Origin of the sequence: Streptomyces tendae, from assembly GCF_014650435.1 — a bacterium.
Taxonomy (GTDB): domain Bacteria; phylum Actinomycetota; class Actinomycetes; order Streptomycetales; family Streptomycetaceae; genus Streptomyces; species Streptomyces tendae.
The window spans coordinates 155,620-178,738 of sequence record NZ_BMUY01000012.1 but is presented as its reverse complement, the minus strand read 5'-3'; the positions used below and the strand labels follow the sequence as shown (position 1 = coordinate 178,738).

Sequence of the window (23,119 nt, the reverse complement as noted above, 5' to 3'; positions counted from 1 at the left end):
TCACGGCGTCGTGAAAGGTTTCAACTAGGTTGCCGGGGACGTTAGGCAGCCAGGCCATGTCACGTCAATGGTTCCGGGTCGAAAAACTTTGGATAGTCGAAGGTCACGACGGAGTCACGAACAGTCGGAGTGGCCGGAAGGGTTGACACCCCTGCGGGCGACTCATAGCTTCGCGTTCTGAATCGTTTCACCCATGGTCGTGCTCGCAGCAGGCCACGACCCGATGCCACAGGAGCCCCGAAGTGACCGAGCTCGCCGCGGTGAAGGCCGCGCTCAGGACCCAGGCCGTCGAGACGCCGTCGTGGGCGTACGGCAACTCGGGGACCCGCTTCAAGGTGTTCACCCAGGCCGGTGTGCCGCGCGACCCGTTCGAGAAACTGGACGACGCGGCGAAGGTGCACGAGTTCACCGGCGCGGCCCCGACCGTGGCCCTGCACATCCCGTGGGACCGGGTCGAGGACTACGCAGCGCTGGCCGCGCACGCCGAGAAGCGGGGCGTACGGATCGGCGCGATCAACAGCAACACCTTCCAGGACGACGACTACAAGCTCGGCAGCATCTGCCACCCGGACGCGGCCGTGCGCAGGAAGGCCGTGGACCACCTGCTGGAGTGCGTCGACATCATGGACGCCACCGGGTCGCGCGACCTGAAGCTGTGGTTCGCCGACGGCACCAACTACCCCGGCCAGGACGACATCCGCTCCCGGCAGGACCGGCTGGCCGACGGCCTGGCCGAGGTGTACGAGCGGCTCGGCGACGGGCAGCGGATGCTCCTCGAGTACAAGCTCTTCGAGCCGGCGTTCTACACGACGGACGTGCCGGACTGGGGCACGGCGTACGCGCACTGCCTGAAGCTGGGCGAGAAGGCGCAGGTCGTGGTCGACACGGGGCACCACGCGCCGGGCACGAACATCGAGTTCATCGTGGCGACGCTGCTGCGGGAGGGGAAGCTCGGCGGGTTCGACTTCAACTCGCGGTTCTACGCCGACGACGACCTGATGGTGGGTGCCGCCGACCCGTTCCAGCTGTTCCGCATCATGTACGAGGTGGTGCGCGGGGGCGGGTTCACCTCCGACGTGGCGTTCATGCTCGACCAGTGCCACAACATCGAGGCGAAGATCCCGGCGATCATCCGCTCGGTGATGAACGTGCAGGAGGCGACGGCGAAGGCACTGCTGGTCGACGGTGCGGCGCTGGCTGCCGCGCAGGCATCGGGGGATGTGCTGGAGGCCAACGCGGTGTTGATGGACGCGTACAACACGGACGTGCGTCCGCTTCTTCGGGAGGTGCGGGAGGAGTCGGGGCTGGACCCCGAGCCCATGAAGGCGTATCGCTCCTGCGGGTGGGCGAAGAAGGTTGTCGCCGAGCGGGTCGGTGGCGAGCAGGCGGGGTGGGGGGCCTAGGGCCTAGTCCGTAAGCGTCCGCCGGGTTTGTGTTGTTCGCGGGCTGCGGGCCGTATGTGGCTGGTCGCGCAGTTCCCCGCGCCCCTTTCAGGGGCGCTGCTCTCCGCCTCGTTGAAAAGGACTGCCAGACATGGGTATCCACCCCTCAGCCTCCGCCCTCCTCGCCCGTTCCCATCGGCTCGGTGCCGATCCGCGCAACACCAACTACGCCGGTGGCAACGCGTCCGCCAAGGGCACCGCGACCGATCCCGTCACCGGGGGTGATGTGGAGCTGATGTGGGTCAAGGGGTCCGGCGGGGACCTCGGGACGCTCACCGGTGCCGGGCTCGCCGTGCTGCGGCTGGACCGGATGCGGGCGCTCAAGGACGTCTACCCGGGCGTCGAGCGCGAGGACGAGATGGTCGCCGCCTTCGACTACTGCCTGCACGGCAAGGGCGGTGCCGCGCCCTCGATCGACACGGCGATGCACGGGCTGGTCGAGGCCGCGCACGTCGACCACCTCCACCCCGACTCCGGGATCGCGCTGGCCTGCGCGGCGGACGGCGAGAAGCTGACCGCCGAGTGCTTCGGCGACACCGTGGTGTGGGTGCCGTGGCGGCGGCCCGGTTTCCAGCTCGGCCTGGACATCGCGGCCGTCAAGGAGGCCAATCCGCAGGCGATCGGCTGTGTGCTCGGCGGGCACGGCATCACCGCGTGGGGCGACACCTCCGAGGAGTGCGAGCGCAACTCGCTGCACATCATCCGCACCGCCGAGGCATTCCTCGCCGAGCGCGGCAGGGCCGAGCCGTTCGGCGCGGTGATCGACGGGTACGCGGCACTGCCCGAGGACGCGCGGCGGGAGCGGGCGGCCGCGCTCGCGCCGTACGTGCGCGGTCTGGCATCCCAGGACCGGCCGCAGGTCGGGCACTTCACCGACGCGGACGTGGTCCTCGACTTCCTCGCGCGGGCGGAGCACCCGCGGCTCGCCGCGCTCGGCACCTCCTGCCCGGACCACTTCCTGCGCACGAAGGTGCGCCCGCTGGTCCTGGACCTGCCTGCGACGGCGCCGCTGGCGGAGGCGGTCGCCCGGCTCAAGGAGCTGCACGCGGCCTACCGCGAGGAGTACGCCGCCTACTACGAACGGCACGCCGAGCCCGACTCCCCCGCCATGCGCGGCGCGGACCCGGCGATCGTGCTGGTCCCGGGTGTGGGCATGTTCAGCTTCGGCAAGGACAAGCAGACCGCCCGGGTGGCCGGCGAGTTCTACGTCAACGCGATCAACGTGATGCGCGGGGCCGAGGCGGTCTCGACGTACGCGCCGATCGAGGAGTCGGAGAAGTTCCGGATCGAGTACTGGGCGCTGGAGGAGGCCAAGCTCCGGCGGATGCCGAAACCGAAGCCGCTGGCCACCCGGGTCGCCCTGGTCACGGGTGCGGGCAGCGGGATCGGGAAGGCGATCGCGCGGCGGCTGGTCGACGAGGGCGCCTGTGTGGTCGTGGCCGACCTGAACGCCGAGAACGCGGCGGCGGTCGCCGAGGAGCTGGGCGGGGACGACAAGGCCGTCGCCGTGACCGTCGACGTCACCTCCGAGGAGCAGATCGCCGAGGCGTTCCAGGCGTCCGTGCTCGCCTTCGGCGGAGTCGACCTGGTGGTCAACAACGCGGGGATCTCCATCTCCAAGCCCCTGCTGGAGACCTCCGCGAAGGACTGGGACCTCCAGCACGACATCATGGCCCGCGGTTCCTTCCTCGTCTCCCGCGAAGCCGCCCGGGTGATGACCGCGCAGGAGCTGGGCGGCGACATCGTCTACATCGCGTCGAAGAACGCCGTGTTCGCCGGTCCCAACAACATCGCCTACTCCGCCACCAAGGCCGACCAGGCCCACCAGGTGCGCCTGCTCGCCGCCGAGCTGGGCGAGCACGGCATCCGGGTCAACGGCGTCAACCCCGACGGCGTGGTCCGGGGCTCCGGGATCTTCGCGGGCGGCTGGGGCGCCAAGCGCGCCGCCGTGTACGGGGTGCCGGAAGAGAAGCTGGGCGAGTTCTACGCGCAGCGGACCCTGCTCAAGCGCGAGGTGCTGCCCGAGCACGTCGCGAACGCCGTGTTCGCGCTGACCGGCGGCGACCTGACCCACACGACCGGCCTGCACGTTCCGGTCGACGCCGGCGTCGCCGCCGCGTTCCTGCGATGAGCGCCGCCATCGACGCCAAGGCGTACGCCGCGGTCGACCTCGGCGCGTCCAGCGGGCGCGTCATGGTCGGCCGCGTGGGCGCCGACCGGCTGGAACTGACCGAGGCGCACCGCTTCCCCAACCGGCCGGTCCGTACGCCCGACGGGCTGCGCTGGGACGTCCTCGCGCTGTACGCCGGTGTGCTGGACGGTCTGCGGGCGGCGGGTCCGGTGGACTCGGTCGGCGTGGACAGCTGGGCCGTCGACCACGGCCTGCTGGACGCGGACGGGGCGCTGCTCGGCAACCCCGTGCACTACCGCGACGCCCGCACCGAGGGCGTCCCGGAGCAGGTGTGGGCCACGCTGCCGGCCGCGGAGCTGTACGCGGCGACCGGGTTGCAGTACGCGCCCTTCAACACCCTGTACCAGCTCGTCGCGGCCCGGGGCACGGCCCAGTTCGCGGCGGCCCGGCGGCTGTTGCTCATCCCCGACCTGCTGACCTACTGGCTGACCGGCGAGCAGGGCACGGAGCTGACCAACGCCTCCACCACCCAGCTGATCGACCCCCGCACCCGGGACTGGTCGCGGGAGGTCGCGGACCGGCTGGGCATCGACCTCGGCCTGTTCGCGCCGCTGCGCCGGCCCGGGGACGCGGCGGGGCTGCTGCGGCCGGCGGTGCTGGAGGAGACGGGGCTGGCGGGCCCCGTGCCGGTGACGGCGGTCGGTTCGCACGACACCGCCTCCGCGGTGGCCGCCGTACCGGCCTCGGGCGAGCGGTTCGCCTACATCTGCACCGGCACCTGGTCGCTGGCCGGGCTCGAACTGACCGCTCCCGTACTGACGGAGGAGAGCCGGGCCGCCAACTTCACCAACGAGCTGGGGCTGGACGGCACGGTCCGCTACCTGCGCAACATCATGGGTCTGTGGCTGCTCCAGGAGTGCGTGCGGGCCTGGGGCGACCCGGATCTGGGTGAGCTGCTGCTCGCGGCGGCCCGCGTACCGGCGCTGCGGTCGGTGGTGGACGCGGGTGACGCGGGGTTCCTGGCGCCGGGGCGGATGCCGGAGCGGATCGCCGAGGCGTGCCGCGCCTCGGGGCAGCCGGTGCCCGAGACGCCCGCCGAGGTGACCCGGTGCATCCTCGACTCGCTGGCGCTGGCCCACCGCGCGGCCGTCGAGGAGGCGCAGCGGCTCGCCGGGCATCCGGTCGACGTCGTGCACGTGGTCGGCGGCGGCACCCGCAACGCGCTGCTGTGCCAGCTGACCGCAGACGCCTGCGGACTGCCGGTGGTGGCGGGGCCGACGGAGGCCGCCGCGCTCGGCAACGTCCTGGTGCAGGCCCGCGCCCACGGCCTGGTCGGCGACCTCGCCGGGATGCGCCGGCTGGTGGCGCGCACCCAGTCGCTGACCCGGTACGAACCCCGCGGCGGTACGGACCGCTGGCGCGCGGCCGGGGACCGACTCGCCGACCGGTGAACCGGGGCTCCCGCGAGCCCGGTCGGCCGACTAGTCTGCACTCATCATTCATCCGATGATCGAAACGAGGAGCCGCGATGCGTGTCGCCCTGTTCCTGACCTGCGTCAACGACACGCTCTATCCGGACACTGGCCGCGCCGTGGTGACACTGCTCACCAGACTCGGCGTCGAGGTCGACTTCCCGATGGCCCAGACGTGTTGCGGGCAGGCGCACTACAACACCGGTTACCGGCACGAGGCGGAACCGCTGGCCCGGCACTTCGCCGACGTGTTCGCGGACTACGACGCGATCGTGACGCCCTCGGGCTCGTGCGGCGCGATGGTGCGGGAGCTGTATCCGCACATGGGTGAGCGGGCGCGGGCGGAGGGGCGCGGGGACACGCTCTCGGCCGTGCTGGCGCCGGTGGTGCCGAAGACGTACGAGCTGACGGAGTTCCTCGTGGACGTGCTCGGGGTGACCGACGTGGGGGCGTACTACCCGCACACGGTGACGTACCACCCGACCTGCCACGGGCTGCGGAGCCTGGGCCTGGGCGACCGGCCGCGGCGGCTGCTGGAGGCGGTCAAGGGGCTGGAGCTGGTGGAGCTGCCGGGCGCCGAGGAGTGCTGCGGGTTCGGCGGCACCTTCGCCGTGAAGAACTCCGACGTGTCGGCGGCGATGGGCACGGACAAGGTCCGCAACGCGGAGTCGACCGGCGCGGACGTGCTGTGCGCGGCCGACAACTCCTGCCTGATGCACATCGGCGGGACCATGACGCGGTTGCGCACGGGCATGCGGCCGGTGCACATCGCGGAGATCCTGGCGAGCACCCGGGAGGCGGTGGCCGCATGAGCGGGACCTTCGTCGGGATGCCGGCCTTTCCTCAGGCCGCGCGGGAGGCCGTCGGCAACACGACGCTGCGCGGCAATCTGCGCCACGCCACCCACACCATCCGGGACAAGCGGGCCCGCGCGGTCGCCGAACTGGAGGACTGGGCGGCGCTCCGCGAGGCCGGGAAGCAGATCAAGGACCACACACTGCGGCACCTCGACCGCTACCTGGTCCAGGTGGAGGAGGCGGTCACCGCGGCCGGCGGGACCGTGCACTGGGCCGCCGACGCGGACGAGGCAAACGAGATCGTCGCCCGCCTGGTCCAGGAGACCGGTGAGAGCGAGGTCGTCAAGGTCAAGTCGATGGCGACGCAGGAGATCGCCCTCAACGAGGCCCTTGAGGCGCGGGGCATCCACGCATACGAGACCGATCTCGCCGAGCTGATCGTGCAGTTGGGCAAGGACCGGCCCTCGCACATCCTGGTGCCCGCCATTCACCGCAACCGCGGCGAGATCCGGGACATCTTCCGCTCCGAGATGAGCGAGTGGGGCCGTCCGGCGCCCGAGGGGCTGACGGACACGCCCGCCGAACTCGCGGAGGCGGCCCGGCTGCACCTGCGGGAGAAGTTCCTGCGGGCCAGGGTCGGCATCTCCGGCGCCAACTTCGTGGTGGCCGAGACCGGCACGCTGGTGGTCGTGGAGTCGGAGGGCAACGGGCGGATGTGCCTGACCCTGCCCGAGACGCTGATCTCGGTCGTCGGCATCGAGAAGATCGTGCCGAGGTGGCAGGACCTGGAGGTCTTCCTGCAGACCCTCCCCCGCTCCTCGACGGCCGAGCGGATGAACCCGTACACGTCCATGTGGACGGGCACCACCGACGAGGACGGCCCGCGCACCTTCCACCTGGTCCTGCTGGACAACGGCCGCACCGACACGCTCGCCGACGAGGTCGGCCGCCAGGCGCTGCGCTGCATCCGCTGCTCGGCCTGCCTGAACGTGTGCCCGGTGTACGAGCGGGCGGGCGGTCACGCCTACGGCTCGGTGTACCCGGGCCCGATCGGTGCCATCCTCAGCCCGCAGCTGCGGGGCACCGGAAGCGAGATCGACGCCTCACTGCCGTACGCGTCCTCGCTGTGCGGTGCGTGTTACGAGGTGTGTCCGGTCGCCATCGACATCCCCGAGGTGCTGGTGCACCTGCGGGAGCGGGTGGTGCAGGGCGGGCCGGCCGTCCGGGGCGGCAACCGGGTGGTGCTGAAGCCGGCCAAGGGGCACGCGGCCGAGCGGGCGGCGATGCGGGCGGCGCAGTGGGCGTTCACGCACCCGGGCGCGCTGCGGACCGGGCAGCGCCTGGCCTCGCGCACCCGGCGTCTGCATCCGCGCACGCTGCCCGGTCCCGGCCGGGCGTGGAGCGGCTCCCGGGACCTCCCGGCGGTGCCCGCGGAGCCGTTCCGGGACTGGTGGCAGCGCACACACGGCGGGAAGGGTGGAGCGAAGTGAACAGCAGGGAACGCATCCTGGGCCGGGTGCGACGGGCGCTGGCGGACGTGCCGGACGACGCACGGCCCTACCAGGAGGCCGTCGCCCGGGACTACCTGCGCGAGCACGGCCAGCGGTCCGTCGCTCAGACGGTGGACCTGCTCGCCGAGAACCTGGCGGACTACCGGGCCCTCGTGCACCGCTGCACGGACGGGGAGTTGCCCGAGCTGGTGGCCCGGCTCCTGTCTGCGCACGGTTCGGGGAGCGTGGTGGTTCCGCCGGGACTGCCGACGGGGTGGCTGGGGGCCGTCGACACGACGCTCGTCCAGGACTCGGCGGCGAGTACGGCACCCGAACTCGACCGGGTCGACAGCGTCGTGACCGGCTGCGCCGTCGCCGTCGCCGAGACCGGCACGATCGTCCTGGACGGCTCCTCCGACCAGGGGCGGCGGCGCATCACCCTGGTCCCCGACCACCACATCTGCGTCGTGCGGGTGCCCGACCAGGTCGTGTCGTCGGTGCCCGAGGCACTCGAACGCCTCGACCCGACCCGCCCGTTGACGTGGATCTCCGGTCCCTCCGCGACGAGTGACATCGAGCTGGACCGTGTCGAGGGGGTGCACGGCCCACGCACCCTGGAGGTGGTGCTGCTGAGCGGCTCGTAGCACTGCCGGGGTGTCGCTGAGTACACCCCCCGATACGGGCTCTGCACCCAGTGTGGTGCGGCCTCGCTCTCCGTAGCGTCTTCCACGAGGCACCGCACAGGGCGTGCCACACGGAAGGTGATGAGGATGTTCCGCTCCGGCGCACGAGGCAACCACGACCCGGGCCCCGCCTCCGAGGCCCTCCGGCTCGTCAAGGTGACCCGCACGTACGGCTCGGCGGGGAACGCCGTGACCGCCCTGGACGGGGTGACGCTGAGCCTGGGACGCGGCACGTTCACCGCGGTGATGGGACCGTCCGGTTCGGGCAAGTCCACGCTGTTGCAGTGCGCGGCGGGCCTCGACCGGCCGGACAGCGGCATCGTGTGCGTGGACGGCAAGGAGCTGACGGGTGGCGGCGAGGCGGAGCTGACGAAGTTCCGGCGCGGCCGGGTCGGGTTCGTCTTCCAGCAGTACAACCTGCTGGAGACGCTGACCGTCGCGCAGAACACGGTGCTGCCGCTCAAGCTGGCCGGGCGGCGCGTCGACCGGAAGCGGGCGCGGGAGGTGCTGACGTCGGTCGGTCTCGGGGACCGGCTCGGCCACCGTCCCGCCCAGCTCTCCGGTGGTCAGCGCCAGCGGGTGGCGATCGCGCGGGCCCTGGTCACCGAACCGCGGGTGATCTTCGCGGACGAGCCGACGGGCGCCCTGGACACGCGCAGCGCCCGGCAGGTGCTGCTGCTGCTCCAGGAGGCGGTGCGGGTGCACGGTCGGACCGTGGTGATGGTGACGCACGACCCGGTCGCCGCCTCGTACGCCGACTCGGTGGTCTTCCTCGCCGACGGCCGGCCGGCGGGGCGGATGGACGCGCCGACCCCGGACGCGGTCGCGGAGCGCCTCGCGCACCTGGGCGACGACGTGCCGGCGGGGGTGTGAGCGATGTTCGTACTGGCTCTCCGGTCGATCCGGCGCCGCCCCGGGCGGTTCCTGGCGACGCTGCTGTCCGCCTTCCTGGGGGCGGGGATCATGATGACGTTCAACTCGATGCACGACACGGCCGGGCAGGGCGGCGTCGACCCGGTCAGTTCGGAGACGCTGGGCACGGCGGCGGGGGTCGTCGGCGGCTACGGGACTCTGCTGGTGTTCTTCGCGGTGGCCTCGACGCTCACGGTCAACGTGCGTCAGCGCACCGCCGAGCTGGAGCTGCTGCGCTGCTCGGGGGCGACCCCGGCGCAGATCAAGCGGATGGTCGTGGGCGAGGCTGTGGCGGTGGCGCTGGTGGGCGCGGCGCTGGCGATCGGCCCGGCGATGCTCGGCGGGCGGGCGCTGCTGGACATGTTCCAGGACAGCGGCCAGGTGGCGCGGTCGGTGGACTACTCCTTCGGCCCCGTCGCGTTGCTGACCGGCGTGGACATCACCCTGCTCGCGTCCGCGGGCGCCGCGTTCCTGGCGGTGCGGCGGCTGACGCGCGGTGGCCGGGAGCGGGCCGGCGCCAAGCGGTTCCTGGCCGGTGCGGCGCTGGTCACCGGTGCCTCTGCGGCCGGCGCCACCTTCCTGTTCTCCGCGACCGACGAGATGTTGATGGCGGCGCCGGCCTACGGGGCGATCCTGCTGTCGGTGGGTTTCGCGCTGCTGTCTCCGCGGCTGCTGAAGGGCGTGCTCGACCGGCTGCCGCTGAGCGGCGCGAGCGGCTGGCTGGCGGTGCGCAACCTGCGTGAGCGGGCGAGTCACCTGGCCGGGATCCTGGTCTCGCTGATCCTGTTCACCGCGGTGTCGACGGCGACGCTCACCATGCAGTCGGTGGAGAGCGACGCGGTCAAGGCCTCCGGTCTGGTGAAGTCGGTCGACGCCAAGAACCTGGAGACCCTGAACCTGACGGTGGTCGGCATCATCGCGGTGTTCGTCTGCGTGATGCTGGTCAACTCGCTGTACGCGGCGACGACCTACCGCTCGCGCGAGTTCGGCCAGCAGCGCCTGGCCGGGGCGACGCCGGGGCAGGTGCTGGGCGTGGTGGCCGCCGAGGGCGTGATCCTCACGGTCACGGGGGTGTTCTTCGGCACGGTCGCCGCGCTGGCCGGCGTGGTGCCGTTCACGGTGGTCCGCACCGACGCGGTGCTGCCGGACCAGTTCCTCGGGGTGTGGCTCGCGATGGTGTCGGTGTCGGCGGCGGTGACGCTGGGGACGAGCCTGGGCACGGCCCGGCGGGTGCTGCGCACCCCGGCGGTGGGCGCGGTGACGCTGGCCGCCTGAGCGAACAGGGGGTGGGAGGGGGCGGCCGCCGAGGCGGTGGTCCCCTCCCCTTTCTTTCTCCTGTTTCTTTCTCCTGCTGTCTGCCGGACGTCCGGCTAGTCGGCCTTGGCGTACTCCTTCGCCATGCTGCCGGCGAAGTCGTAGACCACGCACTGTCCGTCGCCCACGACCCAGGCGTCGTGGCCGGGTGAGCAGACGAAGACGTCGCCGGGGCCCACCTCGCTCTCGGTGCCGTCGTCCATACGGACGTGCATGCGTCCCTCGACCACGTAGCAGTTGTGGTGGATCATGCAGCTGTCGGTGCCGGCGATCGGCGCCACGGACTCCGACCAGCGCCAGCCCGGTTCGAAGGTGGCGACGGCGAAGTCGAGTCCCTCCATGTGCACGGCCTCGATGTGCCCGCGGGGGAAATCGCGCCGCTCGTCCGGCTTGTCGAGCGTCTTTGCCTCCAGCATGACGCTCCTCCTTTCCCTGGCCCCACCACTCCATCGTCCGCCTGTCAACTCGGCGCCGCCATCCGGGGGAGGCACCTCGTCAGCGGGGCGGGCCGCAGAGTTCGGCGAAGCGGGCGGCGTCCACGTTGCCGCCGGACAGGATCACACCGACGCGGCGGGGCAGGGCGTCGATCCGGCCGCTGAGGAGGGCGGCCAGCGGGGTGGCGCCGCTGGGTTCGAGGACGGTCTTGAGGCGTTCGAAGGCGAACCGCATCGCGCCCCGGATCTCGTCGTCGGACACCACCACGATGCCGTCGAGGAGCCGCCGGTTGAGGGAGAACGTCAGCTCGCCGGGGATGGGCAGCGCCTGGCCATCGGCGATGGTGCGCGGGACCGGCACGCTGACCCGCCGGCCCGCCGCGAGGGAGCGCCTGGTGTCGTCACCGGCTTCCGGCTCGACGCCGAACACCCGGGTGCCGGGGTGTAGGCCCTTGACCGCGGTGGCGCTCCCGGCGATCAGTCCGCCGCCGCCGACCGGTGCGACCAGCGCGTCCAGCTCTCCCGTCTCCTCGACCAGTTCGAGGGCGGCCGTGCCCTGGCCCGCGATGACGTGCGGGTGCTCGTAGGGCGGGATCAGGGTCAGTCCGCGCTCGGCGGCCAGGGCCTCGGCGACGGCCACGCGGTCGCCGGTGTAGCGGTCGTAGGTGACGATCTCGGCGCCGTAGCCCGCGGTGGCGTCCCGTTTGGAGGGCGGCGCATCCTCGGGCATGACGATCACGGCGGTGGTGCCCAGTTCGCGCGCGGCCAGGGCGACCGCCTGGGCGTGGTTGCCCGAGGAGTAGGCGGCGATGCCCCGGGTCAGCTGCTCCGGGGTGAGGCGGGAGGCCGCGTTGTAGGCGCCGCGGAACTTGAAGGCGCCGACCCGCTGCTGGTTCTCGCACTTGAGGTGGACCTCGGCGCCGACGAGGGCGTCCAGGGTGCGCGAGCGGAGCACGGGGGTGCGGTGCGCGACGCCCTCGATGCGGGCGGCGGCGGAGCGGACGTCGTCGAGGGTGACCGGCGGTGCGGTGGTCGTCACGGGGGTCCTCAGGGGGTGTCGGCGGCCGGGCCGGTCACGGCACGGGCCTGGGAGAGGTAGTGGTAGGCGGAGGCGCGGGAGATGCCGAGCCGGGTGGCGACGTGCTCGACCGAGCGGCGTACGGCGAAGACACCGCGCCCGTCGAGGTCGCGGAACAGCTCCAGGCGCCGCTCCCGGTCCAGCGCCGCCCAGCTGGTGTCCCGGCGCAGTGGGTGGGCGTCCACGATGGCGTCGACCACCGCGTCGATGTCGTCGCCGAAGGTGGTCGCCGGCACTTCGGCGGGGGCGCGGGCGGTCCCGGCGAGGGCGCCGAGGAGGGCGTGGGCCCGGTCGACGGCGGTGACGTCCAGGTTGACGCACAGGGCACCGAAGACGGCGCCGGTGGAGTCGCGCAGCACCATGGTGGAGGACTTGAGCAGTGTGCCGTCGGCCGTGCGGGTGACGTAGTTCAGCTCGTCGCGCGCCTCGTCGCCGCGGGCCAGCACACGCATGCCGATCTCGCTCATCGCCCCGCCCACCGTCCGCCCGGTCACCGACCCCGCGACGGCCACGACCGAGTGCTCGGGGCGGCGGTAGTCGTGGAGCACCGCCTCGCAGACCGGTCCGAAGGTGGCGGCGATCCCCTCGACGACGGGACGCAGTGCGGCGAGGACGGCATCACGTTCGGCGTCCAGTGCGGATTCGGGCATCTTCCGGACCTCCTTGCTCGGCACCGAGGACACTCAGACTACACGTCCAGCACCTGGACTGGAAGTCCAGAGCCCTTGGACGGGAACCGCGGGAGCGCACGGCCCGGCGCGGGTATGTGTCCCGCTACCACGAGGCCGGCCCGGCCCGCGACTACTTGAACCCGCCCGGCACTCTCCTTGTCCGAGTCACTCGTACGGAGGTCGTTCCCCCGATGCCCAAGGACGCGAAGTCCCCGAAGAAGGTGCGCAGCAACCGCGCCGCGCTCACGCACAAGGTCGGGTACGCGCTGCGCCACCCCGAGCGAGTCGGTCCCTACCTCCGCCGGGCCGGCCGGGACGCGTGGCTGCGGGTCAGGCACCCCGACCACGTCGGCTACTACCGGGCGGTGATGGCCTCCGACACCCGGCGCGACCCGGAGGCCGCGGTGGGCAGCCGGACCCACGACCGCTGGCTGGCGCTCGGGCAACTGCAGTTCGACTACCTGATCGAGCACGGGCTGCGCCCCGAGCACCGCATGCTCGACATCGGCTGCGGCAACCTGCGCGGCGGCTGGCGTTTCATCGACCACCTCGACACCGGCAACTACTACGGCGTCGACATCTCGCCGGACATCCTCATCGCCGCCAAGAAGACCCTGACCGAGCGCGGACTCCAGGCGAAGCTGCCCCACCTGACCATCACCGGGGACCTCCGGCTGGAGTTCCTGCCCGACGACCACTTCGACGTCGTCCACGCCCACAGCGTGTTCTCGCACTCGCCGCTGAACGTCATCGACGAGTGCCTCGCCCACGTCGGGCGCGTCCTGACGGAGACCGGCTTCTTCGACTTCACCTTCGACCGGACGGAGGGCACCGAGCACCAGGTGCTCCGCGAGGACTTCTACTACCGCACGGACACGCTGCTCACGCTGGCCGCCCGGCACCACCTGCACGCGCGGTTCATGGAGGACTGGGAGAAGCGTCCGCACGGCCAGTCCAAGATCCGGGTGAGCCGCTCACCGCTGCCCTTCTAGGCGGACGGTCGCACGAGCCGAGGGGCCGGACCGCTCGTCCGGCCCTACGGGCGCGGATTGACCCGCCGCCAGGCGGGCCGGGCGTCCGCACCCCGGCGCCCGGCCGCGGCGGCACAGCGGGGGCAGACCCGGCGGACGGCGTCGGCGGCGCCGCCGGACTCGGGCAGCACGTCGGTCCAGCCGATCGCCGGGAACCGGGAGAGCCGCGAACGGTGGATCGACAGACCGCACACGGTCTCGTTCCGGCCCTGCTCCCACGCGTGCACCTCGCCCGCCGGCAGCCAGCGACCGTCGTCCTCGTCCCACCAGCGGCCGGAGGCCGCCACGCCGTAGCGCCGTGTCCTGGCCATGGCTCCCGGGTGCCCCGGAGGGACCGCGCCCACACGCGCGTACCTCCTCCTGTGTGATCACTCCGCAAGCCCTGCCCGTTTAAGGCGTTTTGTCTGCTTAGCATGCGGGGTCCGCGCATCGCCCCGCTGTACGAGAGGACACCAGATGGCGCCCACGGGCCGTCCCAGCGCACTGGCCGAACACGCCTTCTCCCCGCACGACGCCGTGCTGCGCGCCGCCGCCCGGCGCCTCGGCCGTCGGCGTTTCCTCACCGTGACCGCGGCCGCCGCCGCGCTCGCCTTCGCCACCAACCGGCCGGCCCGCGGCGCGGTCGCCGCCCCCGAACGCACCGCCCGGATCAGCAAGGACCCCTTCACCCTTGGCGTCGCCTCCGGCGACCCGCTGCCGGACTCGGTGCTGCTGTGGACCAGGCTGGCGCCCGAGCCGTTCCTCGAGGACGGCGGGATGGGCACGGAACGGGTCACGGTCGAGTGGGAGGTGGCCCTCGACGAGTACTTCGCCGGTGTCCTGTTCCGGGGCACCGCCGACGCCCACGCCGAGTACAACCACAGCGTCCACGTCGACGTGAAGGGCCTGACGCCCGGGACCGTCTACTACTACCGCTTCCGCGCCGGTGCCTGGCTCAGCCCGGCGGGCCGCACCCGCACCGCCCCGGCGGCGGGCAGCGCCACCTCGTCGCTGAAGCTCGCGGCGGTCGCCTGCCAGGCCTACATGGACGGCTACTACACCGTGCTCCGCCATGTCGCCCAGGACGACGTGGACGTGGTGTTCCACCTCGGCGACTACCTGTACGAGTACGCGGTGAACTCCGAGGGCGGGGAGCGCCGGTACACCGACGTCACGCTGCCCGACGTCTTCAACCGCGAGACGATGACCCTCGCCGACTACCGGCTGCGCTACTCGCTCTACAAGACCGACGAGGATCTGCGGGCCGCGCACGCCCGGCATCCGTTCGTCGTCGCCTGGGACGACCACGAGACCGAGAACAACTACGCGGGCAGCATCCCGGAGAACGACATCCCGCCGTCGGAGTTCCTGCTGCGCCGGGCCGCCGCGTACCGGGCGTACTGGGAGAACCAGCCGCTGCGCGCCGCCCAGCTGCCGCAGGGCCCGGACGCCCGGCTGTACCGCCGGCTGCACTGGGGCACGCTGGCGCAGTTCGACATCCTGGACACCCGCCAGTACCGCTCCGACCAGGCATACGACGACCGCCCGCACGCCCCCGGGGCCGAGTCGGACGATCCGGCGCGCACCATCACCGGCGCCGAACAGGAGCAGTGGCTGCTCGACGGCTGGAAGGGCTCGACCGCGCTGTGGAACGTGATGCCCCAGCAGGTGTGCTTCTCCCAGCGCAAGTTCGACGTGACCGCCGACGCCGCGCTGTCCATGGACGCCTGGGACGGCTACCGCGCCTCGCGCGCAAGGGTGGTCGCCGGCGCGAAGGCCGCCGGGGTCGACAACTGGCTGATCCTCACCGGCGACGTGCACGTGGGCTACGCCCTCGACGTCAAGGAGGACTTCGACGACCCGGCGTCCGCCACCGTGGGCACCGAGGTCACCTGCACCTCGGTGGCCAGCGGCCGGGACGGCGTGGACAAGCCCGCCAACTGGGACCTGTACATGCAGGCCAACCCGCACATGAAGTTCTACAACGGCAGGCGCGGCTACGTCCGGGCCGAACTCGGCCGGCAGGCCACCCACCTCGACTTCAGGACGGTCTCCGCCATCAGCACGCCCGGCGCCGCCGTGACCACGGCCGCCTCCTTCGTCACCGAGGCGGGCGACCCGGGGCTGAAGCCCGCCTGATCCGGCCCCGCCCCGGCGGAGGGTGCCGCGTACTGCACATGGCACCCACGGCGTCCCCCATCGCGCGAAACAGCCCGGGGTCGGGCTTCGCCGCGGATCTTTGCGGCAATGCCTGTGACTTCGCCGCAGGCGCACCGTGATCCACGGTCGCCCACGAACCCCGCTGTCTCGCACAGCGTCCGAAGGAGGCACATCGCATGGTCGGCAGACATGCCGCGCGCAGCCGCCGCGCAGCCCTCACCGCGCTCGGCGCCCTGGTCCTGACCGCACTCCCCTCGGCCGCGTCGGCCGCACCGCCGCCCGTCCCCGGACCGCGGCCCGCCGTGGCCCTCACGCCCGACGCCGCCGCCGCGCCGGCGCGCATGCTGAGCGCGATGGAGCGCGACCTGAAGCTCGCGCCCGGACAGGCTGAGGCCCGGCTGGTCAACGAGGCGGAGGCGGGCACCCGCGCGGGCATGCTGCGCAACACGCTGGGCGACCGCTTCGCGGGGGCCTGGGTGAGCGGGGCCACCTCCGCCGAGCTGACCGTCGCCACCACCGACGCCGCGGACACCGCCGCCATCGAGGCGCAGGGCGCCAAGGCGGCCGTCGTCGGGAAGAACCTCGCGGAACTGCGCGCGGTCAAGGAGAAGCTGGACGCCGCGGCCGTCCGCACCCGGACCCGGCAGACGCCGGTCTGGTACGTCGACGTGCGGACCAACCGGGTGACGGTCCAGGCCACCAGCGAGTCGGCCGCGACCGCCTTCCTCACGACCGCCGGGGTGTCCGGCGAGGACGCGGGCGTCCGCGTCTCGCCGGACCAGCCGCGCGTGCTGGAGGACCTCGTCGGCGGCGACGCCTTCTACATCAACGACCAGGCCCGCTGCTCCATCGGCTTCTCCGTCACCAAGGACGACCAGCAGGGCTTCGCCACGGCCGGGCACTGCGGCGACCCGGGCGCCACCACCACCGGGTTCAACGAGGCCGACCAGGGCACCTTCCAGGCGTCCACCTTCCCCGGCAAGGACATGGCCTGGGTGGGCGTCAACTCCGACTGGACCGCGACGCCGGACGTCAAGGCGCAGGACGGCGAGAAGATCCAGGTCGCCGGGTCGGTGGAGGCGCTCGTGGGCGCGTCGGTGTGCCGTTCCGGCTCGACCACCGGATGGCACTGCGGCACGATCCAGCAGCACGACACGAGTGTCACCTACCCGGAGGGCACCGTGAACGGGCTGACCGAGACGACGGTGTGCGCCGAACCCGGCGACTCCGGCGGCCCCTTCGTGTCGGGCACCCAGGCGCAGGGCACCACGTCCGGCGGCTCCGGGGACTGCACCAACGGCGGGACCACCTTCTACCAGCCGGTCAACCCGCTGCTGAGCGACTTCGGCCTCACCCTGAAGACCACGTCCGCCGCGTCGGAGACACCGGCGCCGCAGGACAACGCGGCGGCGGACGCCTGGGCGGCGGGCCGGGTCTACGAGGTCGGCACCACCGTGTCCTTCGATGGTGTGCGCTACCGGTGTCTGCAGAGCCACCAGGCGCAGGGGGCTGGGTCGCCGGCGAGCACGCCCGCCCTGTGGCAGCGGGTCTGACGGACGTACGCCCGGCACGGGTCGGCGCGGGTCGCTCGCAGCGGCCCGCGCCGGCTCGCGTACCGGCGCGCTATGCCTCGGCGAGGAGCGCGTAGGCGGTGGCGATGAACGGGTCGCGGGCGCGGAACCGCCGGGTGCACACGGCGGCCAGGGCGGTGTCCGTGTCGGGCCTGAAGCCCAGGAACGCCTGCTGGCCCAGCGTGGCGCCACTGTGGAAGTACATGGGCCCGCCGTCCGTGGGGTGCCGGAACCACGCGACCGTGTGCACGTGCCGGTGCCCGAGGCCCCGCCGGAGCACCGGCACCCGCACCGCGCGCAGCGCGCCGGCGGCCGGTGAGCGGGCCGGGTCCAGGTGGGCCTCCAGGAAGGTGAGCAGGTCGTTGGGGGTGGACCGGACGGCTCCTGCCGCCTGGAAGCCGCCCGCGTCGAAGGGCGGGACGGGGGTGCGGCCGTCCTTGCGGTGTCCCACGGCGTCGGTCGCGGGTCCCTCCGCGCGCAGGGCCGTTCCGCTGAGGCCGAGGGCGCGCAGCACCTGTCCGGTGATCAGGTCCTCCCACGCGGTGCCGGTGGCCGCCGCGATCGCGTGGCCGAGGACGGAGACGCCGTAGTTGGAGTAGTGCCAGCGGGTTCCCGGACGGTGCTTGGGCGCGTGGTGCAGGAAAGTGTCGGTCAGCCGCCCGGCGGGGTAGCGGGCGTAGGGGTTGGTGCGCCAGGCGGGCAGTCCCCGGCGCACGAAGTCGGCGGGCAGCGCGGGCAGCCCCGACGTGTGGGTGATCAGGTGCGCGAGGGTCACGGGGTGCGGGCCGGCTCTCCCGCCGGGGTCCAGGCAGGTGGCCGCCGCCTCGCCGCCGGTGAGCACGCCGCGCCGGATCAGGCGCATGAGCAGCAGCGCGGTGAACGTCTTGGACGCCGACCCGATCTCGTAGCGCAGGTCCTCGCGGGGGACGCCGGGCGGCGGGGCGGTACCGCCGCCGTGCAGGGTGCGGCGGCCGCGCCGGGAGACGGCGAAGACGACGTCGGGTGCGTCGGAGGCGTCCACGGCGTCGGCCAGCCGCTCGCGCAGCGCGGCGTCGTCGGGCGGCCCGGGCTCCGGCGGGGCGTCCTCCGCGTGGTCCTCGGTGGCGGCTTCGCCCGGCCAGGGCGTACGACGGCCCGTCATGACGCGGAGTGCGCCAGCTCGGTGAGGGCGCGGGAGGTGGCCAGCAGGGAGGCGAAGGCGGCTACCAGCGTCGGGTGGTAGACCACGTCGAAGACCGTGTCGGGGTCGCCCTCGGGCATCGTGCGTACGGCGGGCATGGCGCCGTCGGGCTGCTGTGCGGCGGCGAAGCCCCGCCAGGCGGCGTCGTCGAGGGTGGGTCGGGGCAGGCAGGCGTCCACGACCAGGAGTTCGCCGAGCAGGTCCCAGCGCTGGAGGTCCAGCCAGTCGTCGATCCACACCGGGAGCCAGGTCGCGAGGTAGTCGGCGACGTCGGGCGGCAGGCCGCCGGGGTTCTCGCCCCAGTCGGTGAGGTGGAAGACGGTGTGGGTGATGTCGTAGGCGGTGTGGCCCTCGACCGTCCACGGCTCGGGGGTTCCGGCCAGCCAGGTGGCGGCGACCAGGTCGGCCTCGGGCGGTCGTGGGGTCAGGCCGAAGCGGCGCTGGAAGGCGGACAGGCCCAGGCGCCGGGTCGCGGTCACCGGGAACCGCGTCCAGCTGTCCAGCCGGTGGTTGAGGACCGTGGCGCGTTCGATCTCGGGCTGGCTGTAGCCCAGCTCCTTGAACGGCAGGTACACCTCGAAGGGGACGGGCGAGAAGGGCTCGACGCGCTGGCCGCGCACCAGCATGCGACCGCCGTCCAGGGTCTCGCGCCAGGTGTGGTCGAGCAGTTGGCGCGCGAGCTGGGCCTGCCGGGATCCGGCGACGCCCTCGCGGAAGAGCACCGTGCAGATGAGGGCGAGTTCGCCGATCGGCTTGAAGCGTTCCAGGAAGCCGACCTCGGGGTCCACGTCCGGATCGAGGCGGAAGCCGTCCCGGTGGGCCCACAGCCACTCCAGGGCACCGGCTCCGACGCGGTGGATCAGGCGGGTGTCCGTCATCCCGGCGCTCCTTGTCCGGCGTGTCGCGCCGCGTGCCGCACGTCCGGCGGGCGTGCCGTGGCTGCCGTGGCGAGTGCCGCCGCGAACGCGGCCATCAGGGTGGAGTGGTAGCAGTCGGTGAAGTCGTAGGGGTCCGGTCCCGGGTCCGCACCGGCGGCGTCCTGGGCGGCGCCCTCCTCGGGGATCGCGCCGGAGCCGGACTGGGCGGCGGCGACCCGCCGCCAGGCGTCCTCCAGGACGGCGGGTTCCGGCGGGCGCGGCAGGCTCGCCGCGACGGCGAGGAGCTCGCAGCTCAGGTCCCACATCCGGGCGTCCAGGCAGGTGTCGAGCCAGGGCGGCAGCCAGTGCAGGAGGTACTCGGCCAGGTCCGCCGGGACGCCCCGGGTCGCACGTCCCCAGTCGGTGAGGTGGAAGACGACGTGGGTGAGCGCGTAACCGGCCGCGCGTTCGAAGGTCCAGGGTTCCGGGAGGCCGCCCAGCCAGGTGCGCCCCAGCGCCTGCGGCACGTCCCCGTGGGGGTCGATGCCGCTGCGCCGCTCGGCCTCCAGCACGCCGAGGCGGCGGGTGGGGTACTGCTCGGTCAGCCGCCAGCCGCGGGTACGGGTCAGCACCGCGGCGGACTCCTCGTAGCCTGGGTGTCGCAGTCCGGCCGAGGCGAAGGCCGCGTAGACCTCCAGCGGGTAGGTGGCGAAGGGCTCCAGCGTCTGCATGAGCGGGAAGAGTTCGCCCCGATGCGTCTGCTGCCAGGCGAAGTCCAGCAGTTCGGACACGCGGGTGTGCAGCGGGTCCCCGGGCGGGGTGCACCGGGAGACGGAGGCGCAGACCTGGGTGAGCTCGCCCAGCGGCTTCCAGGTCCGGTTGACCTGGCCGTCGGCCGCCAGCGCGTCGTCGCCGAGCGCGAAGCGGTCGCGATGGGTCCACACCCAGTCCAGTGCGGCCGCCTCGACGTCGCGGAGGCGCACCTCCGGGACGCTCACAGCAGGACCGCGGCCGGCATCAGCCGTGCCGCCTCCAGTTGCAGGGCCACCCGCGGGTCGGAGCCGCCCATGAGGCGTACGAAGTCCAGTCCGGCCTCCAGGCCGAGGGTGTCCGGCACCCCGTCCAGGAGGGTGAGCCAGCGCCCGGCGCCGGCCGCCTGCTGCCAGTCGCGGCGGCGTACCGCGCGGACGAATCCGCGCGCCACGTCCACGGGGCGGCCGCGTGCCACGCGGGTCACGGCGCACTCCTCGCCGGGCAGCGCGAGCGGGGCGAGGACGGCGAGTTGGTGGGTGAGGAACTGCCAGCCCGCGTCCTCGAGCCAACGGGCGTCGGGTTCGGCGCCGGGCTCGCCGACGGGCGGGCCGGTCAGGGGCTGTTCGGTGCGGCGCAGGGCACGGGTCATGGCCCAGTGGCTCCACACGACGGCGGGGGCCGCGTCGTCGCGCGGCGGATGCGCCGCCACGGCCTCCTTGAACACGGCGAGTTGCCCCGGGTCGGGCGTAACGCGCAGCAGGACGCTGGGCAACAGGGCGTCGGCGCCCAGGACCCGTACCGCCGCACGGGCGACGCCCTCACCGGCGCCGCCTCCCGTCAGGGTGCTGCCCGCTCGCACGTGGTCTCCGCTCCGAAGAGCGGAGACCACGTCTGAAGCGAGGTCCAGCACCGTTCCCTGCAGGAGGGCCGATGTGCTCGACTGCTCCATCTCATTCTCCCGTCGGTCCGTCAGCCCTTCTTCGGGCGCGGGGTCGGCGGCGAGAGCAGGAGGCTGGTGCCTCCGGACTGCAGGGCGAGCGCGGCGCACTCGCGGCTGTCGCGGAAGACTCCGTCGGGCTCGGCGGGGTCGAGTGCCGCGTCGATGTCGATGTTCTCGGTGCGGGTGACTTCCTCGAGCACCTTGTCCTTGGAAGGCATTTCACCATCTCCCTCTGGTAGCCAAATGGCCTTCACACCCAAGGGTGTCCGATAAGTCACAGAACATGCCTTTCTTCACAAAATTCTCGGGAGGTAACTCGTTCAACGACCTCAGGCCCGCCGCAGCCGCCACACGTGGTCCTCGCGGAAACCCTCGACACCGTCGGGCGAGACGCTCGGCCGGCGAGCGGTCCGACGCGTCTCCACGCTCCACTCCCCCGCGGGCAGGGCGAGTTCGGCGAGGACGCCGTCCAGGGTGGGGAAGACGGCGTCGAACGGCGGTTCGGTCTGCCAGGAGGGCCAGCCGGCGTGCATGACGACCAGCAGGGTGCCGCCCGGTGCCACGGCCCGCGCGGCGGCGCGCAGCACCGTCTGCTGGTCGAGGGCGACCGGGGACTGCAGGTAGTGGGCGCTCACCAGGTCGAAGGAGCCCTCGGGGAACGAGGGTCCCAGCTCGTGGCGTTCCCAGGCGACGCGGTCGCCGACCCCGGCCTCGGCGGCGTGCCCGGCGGCGCGTTCGAGGGCGGTGGCGGAGATGTCCGCGCCGGTGACCCGCCAGCCGCGCGAGGCCAGCCACACGGCGTCCGCCCCCTCGCCGCAGCCGAGGTCGAGCGCGGTGCCGGGGGCGAGTTCGGCCGCCTCCTGGACCAGCAACTCGTTGGGGCGGCCGCTCCAGACGCGGCCGGTGTCGCGGTAGCGGGCTTCCCAGAACTCCGCGGCGGGAGCCGGCGCGGGGGTGTCGGTCATGGTGCCTCCTGGGGCGGGCGCGGTGGTCTGTTCGGCGGGGCGCGCGAGGACCGCGCACCCCGTGTGCAGGCTGCCCCGGCCGGTCGGGAGGCGCCAAAGATGTTTGCCGGAACGGCAAAATCGCGCCGTCGGGCGACTCCGTCAGCGTGTGAGCGCCTCCGCCCCGCCCTCGGGGGTGTCGGTGCGCACCCACACCGCCCGGCGCGGGAAGGGGATCTCGACGCCCGCGTCGTCCAGCGCCTCCTTGACCCGGCGGCGCAGCTCACGGGTGACGCCCCACTGCTGGAGCGGCACGGTCTTGACGGCGAGGCGCACCAGCATCCCGTCGGCGTCCAGGGACTGCACGCCCCACACCGCGGGGTCCTCCAGCAGGACGTCCGCGAAGTCCGGCTCCTCGCGCAGCGCGCGGCCGGTGTCCTCCAGGACGCGGTAGACGGTGTCGAGGTTCGCGTCGTGGGCCACGGCGACGTCCAGGACGGCGCGGGCCCACTCCTGGCTGTCGTTGCGGACCCGCAGGATCTCGCCGTTGCGGATGTGCCACAGGCCGCCGTTGAGGTCGCGCACATGGGTCAGCCGCAGGCCGACGTGCTCCACCTCGCCGACGGCCTCGCCGAGATCGACCGAGTCGCCCACGCCGTACTGGTCCTCGACCATGATGAGCAGCCCGGACAGGTAGTCGGCGACCAGGCTCTGGGCGCCGAAGCCGATGGCCAGGCCGACCACTCCGGCACTGGCCAGCAGCGGCCCGAGGGCGATGCCGACCTGGTCGAGCACCATGGCCACGCCGACCATGAACAGCACGATGGTGACGGCGCTGCTGAGCACCGAGCCGATGGTGCGGGCCCGCTGTTCGCGGCGTTGCCGCGCCCGGGACCGGTCGCGGTGCAGGACGGTGGCGCCGCGGGCCTGCCTGCGCGGGCGGCTGCGCTCGGCCTCGCCGGCCGACGGTTCCAGGACCCGCTGGACGACCCGGGTGATGGCCCGCTTGGCCACCGCGCGCAGTACGAGCAGGATCACGACGATGAGCGCGATGCGCAGCGGTATCCCGATCAGGGACGCGGTGTGGTCGCCGACCCAGTCCGACCACGAGGCCGCCAGCTGCGGGTTCGTGACCGGTTCGGCGGGCGGGGAGGTGTGCGACATCGGCTCGGTTGCTCCGTTCCTGGGGACGACTTGTCTGCCGTCGGAGCCGCCTACCCAACCGCCGCGCGAACATGACGGCTTTCACCGGCGCCCGTCGGGGCACCCGCCCGGCGTCG

22 protein-coding genes are annotated in these 23,119 nt (G+C 72.9%); 11 read left to right on the top strand and 11 right to left on the bottom strand.

Annotated features, from left to right (window positions below; genetic code table 11):
• Nucleotides 1-242 precede the first annotated feature (242 nt).
• From rhaI to IE258_RS29375, 8 genes are all read left to right on the top strand, one after another.
• Entirely contained in the window at nucleotides 243-1,403 is a 1,161-nt protein-coding gene (rhaI, locus tag IE258_RS29410) for an L-rhamnose isomerase (protein ID WP_189748467.1), read from the top strand.
• 130 nt (nucleotides 1,404-1,533) lie between these two features.
• Nucleotides 1,534-3,573 carry a bifunctional aldolase/short-chain dehydrogenase gene (locus tag IE258_RS29405; protein ID WP_189748464.1) on the top strand — a complete coding sequence of 680 codons (2,040 nt, stop codon included), beginning with the start codon at nucleotides 1,534-1,536 and terminating at the stop codon, nucleotides 3,571-3,573.
• Entirely contained in the window at nucleotides 3,570-5,024 is a 1,455-nt protein-coding gene (locus IE258_RS29400; RefSeq protein WP_189748461.1) for a rhamnulokinase, read from the top strand. Before IE258_RS29405 ends, IE258_RS29400 begins: the two co-directional genes overlap by 4 nt.
• A 77-nt stretch (nucleotides 5,025-5,101) precedes the next feature.
• Entirely contained in the window at nucleotides 5,102-5,857 is a 756-nt protein-coding gene (locus tag IE258_RS29395; RefSeq protein ID WP_189748458.1) for a (Fe-S)-binding protein, read from the top strand.
• Nucleotides 5,854-7,332: a LutB/LldF family L-lactate oxidation iron-sulfur protein gene (locus IE258_RS29390; RefSeq protein WP_189748456.1), complete on the top strand. Its 1,479-nt coding sequence runs from the start codon at nucleotides 5,854-5,856 to the stop codon at nucleotides 7,330-7,332. The genes IE258_RS29395 and IE258_RS29390 overlap by 4 nt, the downstream gene beginning before the upstream one ends.
• On the top strand, nucleotides 7,329-7,976 hold the full coding sequence (locus IE258_RS29385; RefSeq protein WP_189748452.1) for a LutC/YkgG family protein: 648 nt from the start codon (nucleotides 7,329-7,331) through the stop codon (nucleotides 7,974-7,976). The genes IE258_RS29390 and IE258_RS29385 overlap by 4 nt, the downstream gene beginning before the upstream one ends.
• Nucleotides 7,977-8,096: 120 nt before the next feature.
• Nucleotides 8,097-8,888, top strand: coding sequence for an ABC transporter ATP-binding protein (locus IE258_RS29380; RefSeq protein ID WP_373309948.1), 792 nt, complete (start codon nucleotides 8,097-8,099; stop codon nucleotides 8,886-8,888).
• Nucleotides 8,889-8,891: 3 nt separating this feature from the next.
• A complete protein-coding gene (locus tag IE258_RS29375) occupies nucleotides 8,892-10,202 on the top strand; it encodes an FtsX-like permease family protein (protein ID WP_189748446.1) in 1,311 nt (436 codons plus the stop codon).
• 95 nt (nucleotides 10,203-10,297) lie between these two features.
• Here the strand turns inward: IE258_RS29375 and IE258_RS29370 are convergent, their stop codons facing one another.
• From IE258_RS29370 to IE258_RS29360, 3 genes are all read right to left on the bottom strand, one after another.
• Nucleotides 10,298-10,657, bottom strand: coding sequence for a cupin domain-containing protein (locus IE258_RS29370; protein ID WP_007389344.1), 360 nt, complete (start codon nucleotides 10,655-10,657; stop codon nucleotides 10,298-10,300).
• 79 nt (nucleotides 10,658-10,736) lie between these two features.
• The gene (locus IE258_RS29365; protein ID WP_189748443.1) at nucleotides 10,737-11,714 is read right to left on the bottom strand and encodes a pyridoxal-phosphate dependent enzyme; all 978 of its coding nucleotides are present in this window, start codon (nucleotides 11,712-11,714) and stop codon (nucleotides 10,737-10,739) included.
• Nucleotides 11,715-11,722: 8 nt separating this feature from the next.
• Nucleotides 11,723-12,403 (bottom strand): helix-turn-helix transcriptional regulator, encoded by a 681-nt coding sequence (locus IE258_RS29360; protein ID WP_189748440.1) that lies wholly within the window; start codon nucleotides 12,401-12,403, stop codon nucleotides 11,723-11,725.
• A 212-nt stretch (nucleotides 12,404-12,615) separates the two neighbouring features.
• Between IE258_RS29360 and IE258_RS29355 the strand changes: the two genes are divergently transcribed.
• Nucleotides 12,616-13,416, top strand: a complete 801-nt coding sequence (locus IE258_RS29355; RefSeq protein ID WP_189748437.1) for a class I SAM-dependent methyltransferase — start codon at nucleotides 12,616-12,618, stop codon at nucleotides 13,414-13,416.
• Nucleotides 13,417-13,460: 44 nt separating this feature from the next.
• Here IE258_RS29355 and IE258_RS29350 read toward each other — a convergent pair whose 3' ends face one another.
• Nucleotides 13,461-13,766, bottom strand: a complete 306-nt coding sequence (locus IE258_RS29350) for a hypothetical protein (protein WP_189748434.1) — start codon at nucleotides 13,764-13,766, stop codon at nucleotides 13,461-13,463.
• A gap of 145 nt (nucleotides 13,767-13,911) precedes the next feature.
• Here IE258_RS29350 and IE258_RS29345 point away from each other — a divergent pair, with 145 nt between their 5' ends.
• Together IE258_RS29345 and IE258_RS29340 are read left to right on the top strand one after the other, a co-directional pair.
• Nucleotides 13,912-15,573, top strand: a complete 1,662-nt coding sequence (locus IE258_RS29345) for an alkaline phosphatase D family protein (RefSeq protein WP_189748431.1) — start codon at nucleotides 13,912-13,914, stop codon at nucleotides 15,571-15,573.
• A 197-nt stretch (nucleotides 15,574-15,770) separates the two neighbouring features.
• A complete protein-coding gene (locus IE258_RS29340) occupies nucleotides 15,771-17,147 on the top strand; it encodes a trypsin-like serine protease (protein WP_189748427.1) in 1,377 nt (458 codons plus the stop codon).
• Nucleotides 17,148-17,217: 70 nt separating this feature from the next.
• On the opposite strand, the gene IE258_RS29335 is transcribed toward IE258_RS29340, so the two are convergent.
• The 7 genes from IE258_RS29335 to IE258_RS29305 form a co-directional block, all read right to left on the bottom strand.
• Complete coding sequence (locus IE258_RS29335; RefSeq protein ID WP_189748423.1) at nucleotides 17,218-18,306, bottom strand: serine hydrolase domain-containing protein; 1,089 nt, start codon at nucleotides 18,304-18,306, stop codon at nucleotides 17,218-17,220.
• Nucleotides 18,303-19,223 (bottom strand): DUF6895 family protein, encoded by a 921-nt coding sequence (locus IE258_RS29330; protein WP_189748420.1) that lies wholly within the window; start codon nucleotides 19,221-19,223, stop codon nucleotides 18,303-18,305. The genes IE258_RS29335 and IE258_RS29330 overlap by 4 nt, the downstream gene beginning before the upstream one ends.
• Nucleotides 19,220-20,185 carry a DUF6895 family protein gene (locus tag IE258_RS29325; protein ID WP_189748417.1) on the bottom strand — a complete coding sequence of 322 codons (966 nt, stop codon included), beginning with the start codon at nucleotides 20,183-20,185 and terminating at the stop codon, nucleotides 19,220-19,222. The genes IE258_RS29330 and IE258_RS29325 overlap by 4 nt, the downstream gene beginning before the upstream one ends.
• A gap of 11 nt (nucleotides 20,186-20,196) precedes the next feature.
• Entirely contained in the window at nucleotides 20,197-20,904 is a 708-nt protein-coding gene (locus tag IE258_RS29320) for a hypothetical protein (RefSeq protein WP_189748414.1), read from the bottom strand.
• Between the two features lie 20 nt (nucleotides 20,905-20,924).
• The gene (locus IE258_RS29315) at nucleotides 20,925-21,113 is read right to left on the bottom strand and encodes a hypothetical protein (protein ID WP_003978025.1); all 189 of its coding nucleotides are present in this window, start codon (nucleotides 21,111-21,113) and stop codon (nucleotides 20,925-20,927) included.
• A 111-nt stretch (nucleotides 21,114-21,224) separates the two neighbouring features.
• On the bottom strand, nucleotides 21,225-21,860 hold the full coding sequence (locus IE258_RS29310; RefSeq protein WP_189748411.1) for a class I SAM-dependent methyltransferase: 636 nt from the start codon (nucleotides 21,858-21,860) through the stop codon (nucleotides 21,225-21,227).
• A 141-nt stretch (nucleotides 21,861-22,001) separates the two neighbouring features.
• Nucleotides 22,002-23,003: a mechanosensitive ion channel family protein gene (locus tag IE258_RS29305; RefSeq protein WP_189748408.1), complete on the bottom strand. Its 1,002-nt coding sequence runs from the start codon at nucleotides 23,001-23,003 to the stop codon at nucleotides 22,002-22,004.
• Nucleotides 23,004-23,119: the final 116 nt, after the last annotated feature.

Bases quoted from the DNA above. Each gene is read 5' to 3' on its own strand.
- IE258_RS29405 (WP_189748464.1), top strand. From the start codon at position 1,534: ATGGGTATCCACCCCTCAGCCTCCGCCCTCCTCGCCCGTTCCCATCGG.
- IE258_RS29400 (WP_189748461.1), top strand. From the start codon at position 3,570: ATGAGCGCCGCCATCGACGCCAAGGCGTACGCCGCGGTCGACCTCGGC.
- IE258_RS29395 (WP_189748458.1), top strand. From the start codon at position 5,102: ATGCGTGTCGCCCTGTTCCTGACCTGCGTCAACGACACGCTCTATCCG.
- IE258_RS29390 (WP_189748456.1), top strand. From the start codon at position 5,854: ATGAGCGGGACCTTCGTCGGGATGCCGGCCTTTCCTCAGGCCGCGCGG.
- IE258_RS29380 (WP_373309948.1), top strand. From the start codon at position 8,097: ATGAGGATGTTCCGCTCCGGCGCACGAGGCAACCACGACCCGGGCCCC.
- IE258_RS29375 (WP_189748446.1), top strand. From the start codon at position 8,892: ATGTTCGTACTGGCTCTCCGGTCGATCCGGCGCCGCCCCGGGCGGTTC.
- IE258_RS29370 (WP_007389344.1), bottom strand. From the start codon at position 10,657: ATGCTGGAGGCAAAGACGCTCGACAAGCCGGACGAGCGGCGCGATTTC.
- IE258_RS29360 (WP_189748440.1), bottom strand. From the start codon at position 12,403: ATGCCCGAATCCGCACTGGACGCCGAACGTGATGCCGTCCTCGCCGCA.
- IE258_RS29355 (WP_189748437.1), top strand. From the start codon at position 12,616: ATGCCCAAGGACGCGAAGTCCCCGAAGAAGGTGCGCAGCAACCGCGCC.
- IE258_RS29350 (WP_189748434.1), bottom strand. From the start codon at position 13,766: ATGGCCAGGACACGGCGCTACGGCGTGGCGGCCTCCGGCCGCTGGTGG.
- IE258_RS29345 (WP_189748431.1), top strand. From the start codon at position 13,912: ATGGCGCCCACGGGCCGTCCCAGCGCACTGGCCGAACACGCCTTCTCC.
- IE258_RS29340 (WP_189748427.1), top strand. From the start codon at position 15,771: ATGGTCGGCAGACATGCCGCGCGCAGCCGCCGCGCAGCCCTCACCGCG.
- IE258_RS29335 (WP_189748423.1), bottom strand. From the start codon at position 18,306: ATGACGGGCCGTCGTACGCCCTGGCCGGGCGAAGCCGCCACCGAGGAC.
- IE258_RS29330 (WP_189748420.1), bottom strand. From the start codon at position 19,223: ATGACGGACACCCGCCTGATCCACCGCGTCGGAGCCGGTGCCCTGGAG.
- IE258_RS29320 (WP_189748414.1), bottom strand. From the start codon at position 20,904: ATGGAGCAGTCGAGCACATCGGCCCTCCTGCAGGGAACGGTGCTGGAC.
- IE258_RS29315 (WP_003978025.1), bottom strand. From the start codon at position 21,113: ATGCCTTCCAAGGACAAGGTGCTCGAGGAAGTCACCCGCACCGAGAAC.
- IE258_RS29310 (WP_189748411.1), bottom strand. From the start codon at position 21,860: ATGACCGACACCCCCGCGCCGGCTCCCGCCGCGGAGTTCTGGGAAGCC.
- IE258_RS29305 (WP_189748408.1), bottom strand. From the start codon at position 23,003: ATGTCGCACACCTCCCCGCCCGCCGAACCGGTCACGAACCCGCAGCTG.